This is a genomic window from Mariprofundus erugo, from assembly GCF_005818865.1.
In the GTDB taxonomy this organism is placed as follows: domain Bacteria; phylum Pseudomonadota; class Zetaproteobacteria; order Mariprofundales; family Mariprofundaceae; genus Mariprofundus; species Mariprofundus erugo.
On sequence record NZ_VBRY01000001.1, the window covers coordinates 171,709 to 185,140 of the forward strand.

The following is a 13,432-nucleotide window of genomic DNA, read 5'->3' on the forward strand; positions in this document are numbered from 1 at the left end:
ATCTCTCATGCATCTTAGGGCGACTTGGCAGGATGGCAAGGCGATGCATATTTGTGCGGCAGCAGCTGATTAAGGAAGTGGCGAATAAATCTGAAATTTTCTATCCCTTCCACGCCTCAATCAGATAATCATATCCCTGTTCGGCCAGAAAACGCTGGCGATTGATGGCGAATTTCAGCTCTTCGCTGTCATTGGAAACGAGCGTATAGAAAAAGGCAGGGCCGGATTTGGGGCGCAGGATGCGACCAAGACGCTGGGCCTCCTCCTGACGAGAGCCGAATGAGCCGGAGACCTGAATGGCTACGGAGGCACCGGGCAGGTCGATGGCATAATTGGCGACTCTGGAGACCACCAGCAGGTTCAGCTCACCGCTACGGAAGGCGGCATATAACCGTTCCCGTTCGCCACTGCTCATGCGCCCGCTGATGAGCGGTGCCCCCAGATGTTCGGCGATGCGTTGCAGCTGCTCGAGATACTGGCCGATGACCAGAATGCCCTCGCCGGCATGTTTCACGACCAGCGCCTGCGTCACTTCAACCTTGATGCTGTTTTCAGCGGCAATGCGATAGGCCTTGCGGCGATCCTCTGCGACGGCATGGGCAAAGTGAGCATCCGGTGACATGGCAACGCGAATTTCGATGCAATGCGCCTTGGCAATATGGCCGGATGCCTCCAGCTGGCGCCATGGCAGGTCATACCGTTTGGGGCCGATCAGCGAGAATACATCCCTTTCCAGTCCGTCTTCTCGAATCAGGGTGGCCGTAAGGCCAAGGCGGCGGCGAGCCTGAATGGCGGAGAGGGCCCGGAATACCGGTGCCGGCAATACATGCACTTCATCAAAAATGATGAGCCCCCACGCATGTTTGGTGATCAGCTCCATATGCGGCATATCACCATCTCTTTCAGGGCGCCAGCTCAGCATCTGGTAGGTGGCGATGGTAATCGGCAAAATCTCCTTGCGATTGCCCGTGTACTCCCCGAGCTGTGCCTCACTCACCTCAGTTTTATCGAGCAGCTCGGCTCGCCACTGATGTGCGGCGGCCGTATTCGGGGTGATGATCAGGGTCTGCATGCCGATGCGTGCCATGGCCGCCATGCCGACCAGCGTTTTTCCGGCGCCACAGGCCAGTACAACCACACCATGGCTGCCTCCGGCCACAAAGGCATCGACGGCACTCTGCTGGTAATGGCGCAGAGCAAGCGGCTGGTTGCTGCTCAGTGTTTGTTTGCGCAGGGTGATATGAAACACGGGCGCATCGTGAAAGCCGGCCTGATCATCGACCGGAAATCCCAGCTTGATCAGCGCATGCTTCAGTGGTCCACGCTGATCGGGATCGACAAGAAAGAGGTGATCGGCCAGCTGTTGCCTGATATGCGCCACGACCGACTTTTCATGGACGATACGGGCGGCGATATAGGGATCATGAACGGTCAGGCGCAGGGTCTGTTCATCATCCTTGCTTAAGACCAGCTGACCGTAACGGGCAAAGCTGCTGCGCATCTCTTCCAGCACATTGGCCGGGATCGCATATTTGCTGAAGCGGTGCAGGGCCGCTTCAGCCTGTTCCAGCGTGTAGCCGGCTGCCGCGGCATTCCACAGGCTTAACGGGTGCAACCGATAGGTGTGAATATGTTCAGGTGATTTTTCCAGCTCTGCAAACGGGGCGATAGCATCGCGTGCATCGGAAAAATACCTGTTATGCGTTTCCAGTAGCAATGAGTGATCACCCTGGACGATGAGCGGTCGTTCGGGATGGTAGCTCATGCCAGACGGTCCAGTCCGAGCTTGTGGACTTCATCCTGATCCAGCTGTCGCAGGCGCAGGATATGATCGGGTTCCAGCGTGATCATCGATTTTGACCAGGCGTAGCGCTGTTTGGTCTGAGTTGCCGGGTGGATGACCATGCGGTCATAGTAGTCAGCCTTGATGCAGGCCATAAGCTGTTTCGGCGTGCTGTTTGCCGTTTTCTGATAACAGATTTCCAGCCACTGCCCTTCACGATCCTCGTTCAGTTCCATCCATGCCCGGATGGATGCCGGACCATTGATCCACCGAACGGGGGCGATGAGGTGATCGAGCAGTATCCCCTCTTCGTGGCAGCGATGGATAAAGGCATGGGCATCGGCCGATGCATCCAGCAGTACCAGCTCCGGTTTATCCCGGAAGGGTTGTGTGAACGGGATGCCAATGGTGCGCAATGGCTGGATGGCAGCCGCATCGTGCAGTAGCACTACCATCGAGGTGGCAGCCACCGAGGCAATCGGCTGCTGCTGCTCCTGTCGTTCAAACAGATAGCTTAAAGCCTGCGGCAAGGGCGATTGCAGCGATTCCAGCAGAGCTCTTGTTTGTTGCAGTCGCGGCCTGTCAGTGCCCATGCGCCGGATGGCGTGCAGATCCAGTTGCAGTGTGATCATCTGTTCGACAGAGGTGGGGGCGCAGCAAGAGGCCAGTCCGGCCAATACGCGGTGATTGCAGTCCGGTGGCAGCTGAATCTCGCCTGCGGCCGAGATGTAGCCATAGACCGGTGCTGAAGTATTGGCACCCAGCCAGCCGGGAGCAGTAAAGTTGACCGGCTGCTGTTGCAGTACGTGTTGAAACAGGGGTGGCAGGTAAATGGCATCCCTGCTGCCATTGAGGTGATGCAGGGCGGTGGCCTGATGATTGCGGAACAGTGGCAGCCACTGGGCGGTCGCCAGCCTGCCCTCCGAACGGGAGCGCAGCCAGTCCACCACCGCATCAAGGTGCAACCACCTGTCTGCAGGCAGCTGACTTAACAGGGATATGGCGCGTTCCTCATCGGCCTGACTCCATTGCTCCCAGCTGCGGAGAATACGGATCATCGATTGGCGCTGGCGTCGGGCCCAGGTTGGCCAGTGAATGGCGGTCGGGATCAGCCGGTCGCCCTGTTGCTTTAACAGTTCGCTTTGCAGCATGGCGGCAATCAGCAGTTCGATATGGCGGGGGCGATTTTCGTGCAGCAACGCCGATATTTTTTTCAGATCATGCTTTCGCAGTATTCCCAGGCGGGTGATGCTCACCGGCAGAAAGTGGAGCACCACCCACAGTCGCCAGATCAGATGATCCGGCGACCATGGGGAGGCATATTCCGGCTCGCATGGGGCAGTGTGTGGCCCGCTGTCAGATGGTTGCCGCCAAAGAGTGAGGCGTTCGACCATCAGCCTGCAATAACATCAAAGCAGCGTGGGCAGAGTGCATTGTGATCGGCGTGGCTGTGGTCTGCCGGGGCTCCGACATTCCAGCAGCGCGGACATTTGACGCCATCGGCCGGACTGATCGTGATCGCAGAACCTGATTCAACACGGGCTGCGCTCAGCAGTTGCTCATAGCTCTCACCGAGTGCGGAGGCAAAGGCGATATCCAGATCAGGTACGGTGACGCGGGCTGCAATAGAGGAGCCGACCACCTTCTCTTTCTTGGCCTGATCCATGGCGGTATTGACCTGTTCACGCATGCTGAAGAAGCGTTCCCAGGCAGCCTCATCCACCGGACAATCTTCAAGCGGGTGGAAGGTTTGCAGGTGAATGCTTTCGCTGGCAGAGGCAGGCATATACTGCCATGCCTCTTCTGCCGTGAATGGCAGCACCGGCGCAATCAGGCGGATCAGGGTATCGGCGAGATCGTAGAGGGTGGCGCGAGCAGAGCGACGACGGACGGAATCTGCATCGTCACAGTAGAGGCGATCCTTGATCACATCCAGGTAGAAGCCGCCGAGATCAACAGCACAGAAGTTGTGGATCTCCTGATGAATGCGGTGGAACTGATAGCTTTCATAGGCGTTGTGCACCGTCTTCTCAAGCAGGGAGAGGCGATGGCCGGCCCACTGATCGAGTGCGACGCGCTGGTTATAAGGGACTGCATCGTGCGCCGGATCGAACCCGTCGAGGTTGCCGAGCAGGAAGCGGATGGTATTGCGGATACGGCGGTAGGCCTCGGAGAGCTGGGTGAGGATCTCATCGGAGATGCGGATGTCGGCTGAATAATCCGAGGAGGCCACCCACAGACGCAGGATATCGGCGCCCATCTGCTGAATCACTTTTTGCGGTGCCACCACATTGCCGCGTGACTTGGACATTTTGTTGCCGTTTTTATCGACGACAAAGCCGTGGGTCAGCACGCCTTTGAACGGAGCCACGCCGCGCGTACCGACACTCTCCAGCAGCGATGACTGGAACCAGCCGCGATGCTGATCGGAGCCTTCCAGGTAGAGGTCGGCCGGAGTCGCCAGCTCATCACGCTGTTCGAGTACGCAGGCATGGGTGCTGCCGGAGTCGAACCATACATCGAGAATATCAGTCTCTCTGGTGAAATCAGTGCCGCCGCAATCGGGGCAGCTGGCACCTGCAGGCAGAAATGCACTGATATCGCGGGCAAACCATACGTCGGCGCCGCCTTCCTCGACCTGTTTGGCAATCCCTTCAATGACTTCCGGCGTGGTGACCTTGCAGGAGCCGCAGGCACAGCGGATGACGGTGATCGGTACACCCCAGTTGCGCTGACGGGAGACACACCAGTCCGGCCGCTGCTCTACCATGCCGCGAATACGATTTTCGCCCCACTCAGGGGTCCAGCGGGTTTTTTTGATCTCGGCCAGTGCCTTGTCGCGCAGCTGATTGGTCTCCATCGAGATGAACCATTGCGGCGTGGCACGGAAAATCAGCGGCTTGTGGCAGCGCCAGCAGTGCGGATAGGAGTGGCGGATTTCAGATGTTTCCAGCAGGGCACCGCAGTTTTGCAGGTGCTCCACCATAATTGCATTGGCCTGATAGACGTGGCGTCCTTCCACCACCGGTGTGCCCGGATGGAAAATACCGGTGTTATCGACCGGATTAAAGGCGGGCAGGCCATACTTCAGACCGATTTCATAGTCTTCCTGGCCGTGGCCGGGAGCGGTATGCACCGAGCCGGTACCGGCATCAAGGGTGACATGATCACCGACCAGAATCGGTGCATTCTGGTCCAGATAGGGGTGACGGAAGATGCGACGGTCAAGTTGTGCACCGTTGAAGCGGGCGATGGTTTCACCTTCAGCGCCGATTGCTGCCATGACGCTGTCGCGCAGCTCTTCAGCCAGAATGATGATCTCACCTGCTTTCAGGTTGCCGTTGTCGCCGGCGCTGTTGATTTTTACCGCTGAATATTCGATGGCCGGACCGACCGATACGGCCAGGTTGGCGGGGATGGTCCACGGGGTGGTGGTCCAGATGACGATGGATACGTCGCCGGTCAGTGCCGCATCGATATCGGCAAGTGATTCACCGGCCGGGAATTTCACATAGATGGAGTGGGACGTGTGGTCTTCATATTCGACCTCGGCCTCTGCCAGCGCGGTGGCGCAGGAGACGCACCAGTGCACCGGTTTGGCGCCTTTATAGAGACCGCCGTTGGCAAGGAAACGGCCGATTTCACGTACGGTGTTGGCTTCGAAGGCATAATCCATGGTGATATACGGATTGTCCCAGTCGCCGGTGATGCCAAGACGCTTGAACTCTTCACGCTGGATATCGATCTGCCCTTTGGCATAAGTCCGGCACTCGGCACGGAACTCGGAATCGCTGATATCTTCCTTGCTGCGTTTCTTCTTCTTGAACGCTTCCTCCACCTTCAGCTCAATCGGCAGACCATGGCAATCCCATCCCGGTACATACGGGGCATCAAAGCCCATCATGCTGCGTGAGCGGATGACGATATCTTTCAGAACCTTGTTGACGGCATGACCAATATGAATGCTGCCATTGGCGTAGGGAGGGCCGTCGTGCAGAATAAATTTTGGCGCATCCTTGCGTGCCTCACGCAGCTGTTGATAGAGCTTCTGTTCATCCCATGCCGCCAGCCGTTTCGGCTCGCTCTGCGGTAAACCGCCACGCATCGGAAAATCGGTTTTCGGCAGGAAAACAGTTGGTCGGTAATCAAAAGGGGTTGGTTCAGCCACAGCTACGCTCCACTCGCAAGTTCAAAAGAGCCGCATCCTAGGCAAAAGAGAGCCGTTTGTCTCAGCGTAACTATGCCGGGGGTGGCGCTGATTCCGCTTTCGGGCCGGCGATGTTCGATCTTGCGGCTGAAAGGCTGTCTTGCGGCACCGCTGTATCCGGCGGGGAGAGGGTCAGCTGCTGCTGAATCAATTGATGCATCTGGTCAATATTGTATGGCTTGGAGAGCACGATGGCATCGCTGACGGTCAGGGCATCGGGCAGAGCTGTTTCCCGGTCATAACCGGTGGCAAAGATCACCCTGACCTCCGGAGCGATGGCCCGGATACGTTCAGCCGCCTGCACGCCCCCCAGTTTTGGCATGACGATGTCCATGATGATCAGTGCTACCTCATGCCGGCGGGCCCGGAACAGTTCGACGGCTTCGATGCCATTGGCCGCACAGATGACCCGATAGCCGAGGCTCTCCAGTACATCCCTGCCCATATCGATGATGCTGCGCTCATCGTCGACCAGCAGAATCAGTTCGCCGTGCCCCGGTTTGGCAGGTTGTTTCTGCTGGGCAGGCTGCGTGGCAGGGCAGGGCTGCTGCTCGAGCAGGGGTAAAAAGATGTGGAATGTGGCCCCCTGATGCGGTGTGCTTTCCACCTCGATAAAGCCATGGTGGGTTTGCACCGCACCAAAGACCATGGCAAGGCCAAGGCCGGTCCCTTTGCCCTGCTCCTTGGTGGTGTAAAAGGGCTCAAACAGGTGGGCCTGTTGATCAGCGGCAATGCCGCAGCCGTTATCACTGACACTCAGCCGCGCATAGCGACTGGCCACGATGTCCGGACGGGCGTGGAGCTGATCAGCCGCGACAATGGTGAGACTGATGCTGATCGCCGGTTCATGGCTCTCTTCAACAGCATCGCGCGCATTGTTGATCAGGTTCATCAACACCTGGTGCAACTGCGTGCTGTTACCCTCTATCTGCAGCGACTCGTCACAGTGGGTGTGATGGCTGATGGTGATATTTTCAGGGATCGAGGTGCGACACAGTCGCAGCGCATCGTGGATAAACGGGGCGAGCGATAACGGTTGCATGTTGACCATATCCTTGCGGGCGAAGGTCAGCAGCTGCTTGATCAGGTCGGCCGCCCTGAACGAGAGCTGGTCCACCGTTGCAAGTTTCTGCTGCACATCAGGCATCTGACGGGTCGCGCGTTTGGCCAGGTAGAGGTTGCCGGTCATACCGGCCAGAATATTGTTGAAGTCATGGGCAATGCCGCCAACGAGGGTGCCGAGCGCTTCCATCTTCTGGGCCTGGCGGAACTGCTGCTCCATTTTATCAAGTTCGGTCAGGTTGGTGTGTGATCCGACAAAATGGGTGATGACCCCGTGTTTGTCGCGGATGGGAGAGATGCTCAGCACCGCCGGGAAGAGTTGGCCGTTTTTCTTGCGGTCGATGATTTTGCCCTGCCATGTGCGGCCCTGGTTGATGGTTTTCCACATCTCCTCATAAAACGGTTGCGTGTTTTCACCGCTGCCCAGAATGGCAGGAAGATGTCCGATGACCTCCTCGGCGCTATAGCCGGTGAGTTTTGTAAAGGCGCTGTTGACGTATTCGATGACGCCATAGCGGTTGGTGAGAAGAATGGATTCACCGGTCTGCTCGATGGCCTGGGAGAGCTGATAGAGCTGTGCTTCAGCCTGTTTGCGGGCGGTCACATCACGGCCGTTGATAACGATGCCGCCAATGACCGGATGATTCATCAGATTGCGGCTGATCAGTTCAAAATCGCGATAGCTGCCATCCCGGTGGCGCATGCGGCACTCATAGTGCTCCGTTGCCTGTTCTTCCTGTGCATCCAGCACATTGGCCAGCGCCACAGCGGCTCCGGGGCGGTCAAAGGGATGAATCAGTTCGCTGAGCAGGGTGTGAATGATAGCGGCAGGCGAATGGCCCAGGATGGACTGGATCGATGGCGAGATAAACTGCACAACCCCCTTGTTGGTGACAATGGCAATAATGTCGTTGCCATTTTCGGCCAGGGTGCGGAATCGCTCCTCGCTGAGGCGAAGGATTTCCTTGTCCCGGTCCTGTTCGCTGACGGTTTCCTTGAACGTTTCGTAGTTGCGGAAAATGAAATAGAGGGCAATCAGGTAGAGGCAGCCGGTGACTATATCCAGCTGTGAATATCCGATCCGGTTGCCTTCAAGCAGATAGACACTGACGATGGTAAGCAGAATAAGCAGCAGCCAGACCAGCCCGCTTTTCCTCCCTTTGAGAAAAAAGGCGGAAGCGGCAAGCAGAAAAAAGAGGGAGATGCGGGTCGAGTTTTCATGCGCCAGTATGAGGATGGTGGTGAACAGGCTATACGCCAGCCACAGCGCCACCGTACTGATGGCTTCTATCTTCTCCCGGTGACGGTTGAGGTAATAAATCAGCGCACCGTTACAGCAGGCAAAAAGCAGATCAATCGAGCCCATGAGCGGACTGGTTTGCCAGCGAATGAAACTCATGCCGAAGGCCACGATACCGGCAAACAGAAACACCGTGTTCAGAAAGAGCACCTTCGGTGCGGCCATCAGGTCGCGCTCGGTTTTAGCGGACGTATTCATAGCGTGTATGGCGCAAATGTAGTGTGTCGGCAGCGCTTGCCAAGGGCAATCGTGTCGGCCTAGCGGCTGACAGCATAAATGCCTGCGGCATTGCGCAGGAACGACTTGTAATCCATGCCATAGCCGAAGACATAGCGATCCGGAATGGTAAAGGCGCAGAAGTCCGGGGTGATCGCTGTTTTTCGGGCGCTGGCCTTGTCGAGCAGCACCGACGTTGAGACGGAAGCGGCTCCTGCCTGCCGGCAGAACGCAACAATCGCCTGCATGGTATAGCCCTCATCAAGGATATCATCGACGATGAGGATGTGGCGGCCGGCAAGGTGTTCGGGCCTTTTCCCCAGCCAGGCGATGTCGTCGCTGCCGGCGGTCTGATTGCGGTAGCGGCTGACGTGCAGGTAGTCCAGCTGCAGCGGAAAATGCAGACGTGTCAGCAGTTTGCCGCAGGTCACCAGGCCTCCGGTCATGATGCAGAGAATGATGGGTGTGGTATCGCCCAGACGGTGGCTGATCTCGGTTGCCATGAGATCCAGTGCGGCTTCCAACTCTTCCGGCCGGATCAGCAGCTCAGCCTCCTGTTCAACGCGGCGAACCTCTTCGAGTAGTGATTTCATCATCGATGCTCCTGAATCATCAGTCGGTGGTAAAGTGTCCGGTGCGGCTTATGCTGCCGAAAACTTGCAGACAAAGGAAAAAAACATGCTTTGCCTTTGCTTGCTGATCATGGTCAGTCTGACGGTGGTCAGCATCTCCACAGCGGGGTGAAGGCAAAGTGCTCGCTGTCAAACAGCCCCTTGTCGCTGAGTTTAAGGGCGGGAATCACCAGCAGCGCCATAAAGGAGAGCGTCATAAAGGGCGCACTCAGCGGGCAGCCGAGGTCATGCACAAAGCGGTTCAGCCCGGCATAGCGGCGGGCTACCTGATAGCCATCCCGGTCACTCATCAGGCCGGCAATGGGCAGTGGCAACTGCATGCTGCTGTCATCATCCACGGCACAGATGCCTCCCTTTTCCCTGATCAGCATATTGACGGCCTTGCAGATGGCCGCATCGCTGGTTCCTGTGGCAATGATATGATGCGAGTCATGGGCAACGGTTGAGGCGATGGCCCCCCGGCGCAGCCCGAAGCCACGGATGATGGCGACAGCCGGTTTCGCATCGCTCTGGTAACGGTTGATGACGGCAATTTTAAGCAGATCACGGGGAATGTCGGCGACCACCTCACCCTGTTCCACCGTTGCTTCGACAACCTCTCTGCGGGTAAACACCTGTCCATCCATGGCGACCATGACCTCTATCTGGGAGCCGGCAGCGGGTATACGGAAATCAGCGCCGGTTCTGGCGCAGGCCAGAAAGTGGTTGATGGTGGTTGCCGGCTGACAGGGGAGCAGGCTGGCGCCACCGGCTGCCACGATGGTGCCATTGATACAGGTTGAGAGCACGTTGAAGTCATCAAGGTTATCGACGATGATGAAGTCAGCCGGATCGCCCGCTTGCAACAGCCCGACATCCAGATGGTAGTGGCGGACAGGGTGCAGGCTGGCGCAGCGCAGCACATGCATCGGCTCAAAGCCCAGTGCCAGTGCCCGTTTTACCAGCAGATTGATATGGCCTTTGACCAGATCATCCGGGTGCAGATCATCACTGCACAACATGCAGCGGGCGTAGTTTTCCTGTATCAGCGGGGCGAGATCGTTGAAGTTTTTGGCGGCCGATCCCTCCCTGATCAGGATGTGCATGCCGAGCGCCATCTTTTCACGTGCCTCAGCCAGCGTCGTGCACTCATGGTCGGTGGTGATACCGGCCGCGATATAGGTTGCCACATCCTTGCCGCGCAAGCCGGGCGCATGACCATCCACCGGTTTTTGGCTGGCTGCTGCCAGCGCAATTTTTTTCATCACCTCCGCATCGCCGTGAATGACGCCGGGGAAGTTCATCATCTCACTGAGGTAGTGGATGTCACTGCTCTGCAGCAGTTGTCCGATCTGGCCCGCATCCAGGGTGGCTCCGGCACTTTCAAAACAGGTGGCCGGTACACATGATGGGGCACCGAAGTAAAATTTCACGGCTCCCCGCTGACCATCCTCGATCATATAGCGTATGCCCTCCATCCCCAGCACATTGGCGATTTCATGCGGGTCCGAGATGGTGGCTACGGTGCCATGCACGGTGGCCAGCCGGGAAAATTCGGAAGGAGGTAGCATGGTGCTTTCAATATGAATATGTGCATCAATCAGGCCTGGCATGATCCATTGCGGCGGGGCGGTCGGGGTTCTCTGTATCGAGGCGATGTTTCCGTCACATATCTCGATCAAACCGGGGAAGATCTCGCCTGCCACCACATCGACGATGTGTCCGTGAAACCGTGTCTGTCCGCTGAGCTGTGTAGCCGGTTGCATATCACTCCCCCCGCCCGTGGCTGCGATTCTGATTGTAGCAGCTTTGGGCTGTACCTCCACGTTTTAACCGTTGCGGATGGATGTTTGCCAGGTGGGCAACCAATCAAACCGTCCTGTTCAGTTCATGGGTGCATGATGACCCGGTAGTCCGAGCCGGCATGTGCGCGCTGAAACTGTGTCAGCCCGTCCGGAGCAGGCTTAAAGCGCAAGCGGTTACCTTCACCCTTTACGATATCCAGCGCGAAAGGAATGGTTTGGATCACCTCTTTGCCATTGATCTTCGCTCTGGCGGTAACATGCGTGATCAGGCTCCATTGAGCCGGATCGAAATGTTCGGGCAAAGGAAACTCCATAATCACGCCTTTCAGTTTGTCGAAGGCGGTGCCACCGAGCCGCTTCCAGATGGGGGGCGCCTCCAGCAGGGCTGTGTAGCGATCCACGAGTTCCTTCCACCCGGTGGAGTTGCGCGTCACGCTGCGGCTGACAAGCTCGCCGTTGACGTAGGTTTCGCGTGTGACGGTGACGGTGAGTCGCCAGTGACGCCACAGTTCGAAGACCATGAAACCGATGGGTTGCAGAATGTTGCCGTTGGCATCCTGCAGCCACATGCTGTCCGGCGCCCCGTTGTCCGGCGAATCCGCGATGCGCTGGGCGATGCGTATTTCCGCCTGTTTCTGGTTGCTGCGCGGTACGAATTCCCAGCCTCCGAGCTCAAGCCCGGTGCGGCCGCTTTTGACCACGTCCCAGGGCCCTTTGGGCTGTTTCACCAGTTTTGCGCCGTTACCCTGGCCGCCGCCGAAGGTGTTGCCGCCCCCGCCGAACATGCCGGAGCCCCCTCCGATCAAGCTGCCGAGAGCTCCTTTGGCCAGGTCCGTGGCGGACGCTGCCGCCTTGTTTGCCGCTGCTTCTTTGACGGGCATATCGCGGATCAACGGCCGGGTGATGTCTGCTGCACCGGGAAGCAGATCTTCGCCGCTAGTGGCGCCATCCTGCGTGATCCGGGCCGCGCCAACGGCATTGCTGCCGGCATTGCCGGTAAGTGCTGCGGATGTTGTTGCCGGGACCCCCTCTTTTGCGGGCCGTTCGGTTTTTGGTCTGCAAAACTGCTGCAGGCATTTCTCTGCCGAGGCCATTGCCGCCGCCATTTCTGTCTTTGCCTTCCATATTTTTCTTAAAACCGCCTCACGTTTCTCCAGCTTTGCCCGCCACTTTCCCAGCTCCTTATCTAATGCTTTGATTCTCTCTTTCTGTTTTTTCTCGAGCCTCTTCAGCCGTTGTTTCAATTTGATGCTTTTCTCAATGCGCGCATTGGCTTCCTCCTGGAAAAGCGATGCCATCGAGTCATTCCCTTGCTTGCGTTCCTTTTGCGCCAGTTCCAGGTCGACACGCGTCATATATTCGTTGATGGAAACAGCCGAGTCCGCCGAAATCACTTCTCCATCCACCATCGCCTGGTCCCATTGTTCACGCGTCATTTTTTCGAAGCTTTGCAATGTCGCTATGGCCTGCTTTAACGCATCCACGTCCCATTTACTCTTTAATTCGATATAGCCATCCCGTGCTTTGTTGGCCCGGCTGACCAGGGCATCACAGGAAGGGCAGGCGGCTTTCAGTGCTTCAGGATCATCTTCCTTAAAGGTGACGGAGAGCAGCTGATACAAACTCAACGGGCGTGCTTTTTCAGGTTGATAGGGAATGCCGGATGAAGAGTTCCACGTGAAAGGGAACCCTGAAAGTTTGCCTCCGGTATTAAAGACCATTGCTCCCCACGGCATGATACTTTCCTCGCCTTTGCTTGCGGAGACCTGTACGTAACCGTTGGAGGTACCGTGTGCCAGGTCGGCTGTATTGAGAGCCCAGACCTCCCCGGGAGTTATATTGCTTGATTCGCTTGCAATTACGGTTTTGGCGGTATCCAGGAATTTGACGGTGACCGTATTGGACTCGGAAGAGGTGTTGGCAACGGATATAAAACCGTATCCGCTGCTCCCCATATGCTGTAAGTAATTGCTCTCCCACTCCTGTTGGCCATAGGCATTAAAGGGTTCCCATGGTGCGCAAAAGACAAGCAGGAAGCAGGTGAAAAGGATGATGGACAGGGCTGAGGATGTGTTTGCTGTTGTGTGAATCCGGGCCTCTCCGGAGACAGGATGGGGCAACCGCCTGATGAGGAACGTGTGCATCGGAGACTCCTTGCCTGAGCGCTGTTTCACATCAGCTTTACGGCTTTTCGGCCATGCGTGATTGCGCGGAGATATGGATCGTGATGGGGGCACCCGTGAAGCCGTATCTGTGTGGTGAGTCGTGTATCCGGTTGCATATCACTCTCCCTCGCCTGTGGCGGCGATTTCCATTTTAGCAGCTTTGCACCTCTATCTCTATGCCGCATGCCTGATTGACAGGTAACATCGAAGCCACGTGGTTGCCCGGATGCCATCCATCGCCATTTCCTTCGGGCTGATTTCAGCCGCGTGGCAGACAGGAAAA

At 57.2% G+C, this 13,432-nt stretch carries 7 protein-coding genes; all 7 read right to left on the reverse strand.

Annotated elements, in window-relative coordinates; translation table 11 throughout:
* Positions 1–100: 100 nt before the first annotated feature.
* The 7 genes from FEF65_RS00830 to FEF65_RS00860 all read right to left on the reverse strand — a co-directional run bounded on the left by FEF65_RS00830 (position 101) and on the right by FEF65_RS00860 (position 12,939).
* Positions 101–1,765 carry a DNA repair helicase XPB gene (locus tag FEF65_RS00830; protein ID WP_138237888.1) on the reverse strand — a complete coding sequence of 555 codons (1,665 nt, stop codon included), beginning with the start codon at positions 1,763–1,765 and terminating at the stop codon, positions 101–103.
* A complete protein-coding gene (locus FEF65_RS00835; protein ID WP_176582333.1) occupies positions 1,762–3,177 on the reverse strand; it encodes a hypothetical protein in 1,416 nt (471 codons plus the stop codon). The genes FEF65_RS00830 and FEF65_RS00835 overlap by 4 nt, the downstream gene beginning before the upstream one ends.
* On the reverse strand, positions 3,177–5,951 hold the full coding sequence (gene ileS, locus FEF65_RS00840; RefSeq protein ID WP_138237889.1) for an isoleucine--tRNA ligase: 2,775 nt from the start codon (positions 5,949–5,951) through the stop codon (positions 3,177–3,179). The genes FEF65_RS00835 and ileS overlap by 1 nt, the downstream gene beginning before the upstream one ends.
* Positions 5,952–6,021: 70 nt before the next feature.
* On the reverse strand, positions 6,022–8,550 hold the full coding sequence (locus FEF65_RS00845) for a PAS domain-containing hybrid sensor histidine kinase/response regulator (protein ID WP_138237890.1): 2,529 nt from the start codon (positions 8,548–8,550) through the stop codon (positions 6,022–6,024).
* Between the two features lie 59 nt (positions 8,551–8,609).
* Positions 8,610–9,161 (reverse strand): hypoxanthine-guanine phosphoribosyltransferase, encoded by a 552-nt coding sequence (locus tag FEF65_RS00850; RefSeq protein ID WP_138238085.1) that lies wholly within the window; start codon positions 9,159–9,161, stop codon positions 8,610–8,612.
* A gap of 128 nt (positions 9,162–9,289) precedes the next feature.
* Entirely contained in the window at positions 9,290–10,945 is a 1,656-nt protein-coding gene (ade, locus tag FEF65_RS00855) for an adenine deaminase (RefSeq protein ID WP_138237891.1), read from the reverse strand.
* A gap of 122 nt (positions 10,946–11,067) precedes the next feature.
* Positions 11,068–12,939 (reverse strand): hypothetical protein, encoded by a 1,872-nt coding sequence (locus FEF65_RS00860; protein WP_138237892.1) that lies wholly within the window; start codon positions 12,937–12,939, stop codon positions 11,068–11,070.
* Positions 12,940–13,432: the final 493 nt, after the last annotated feature.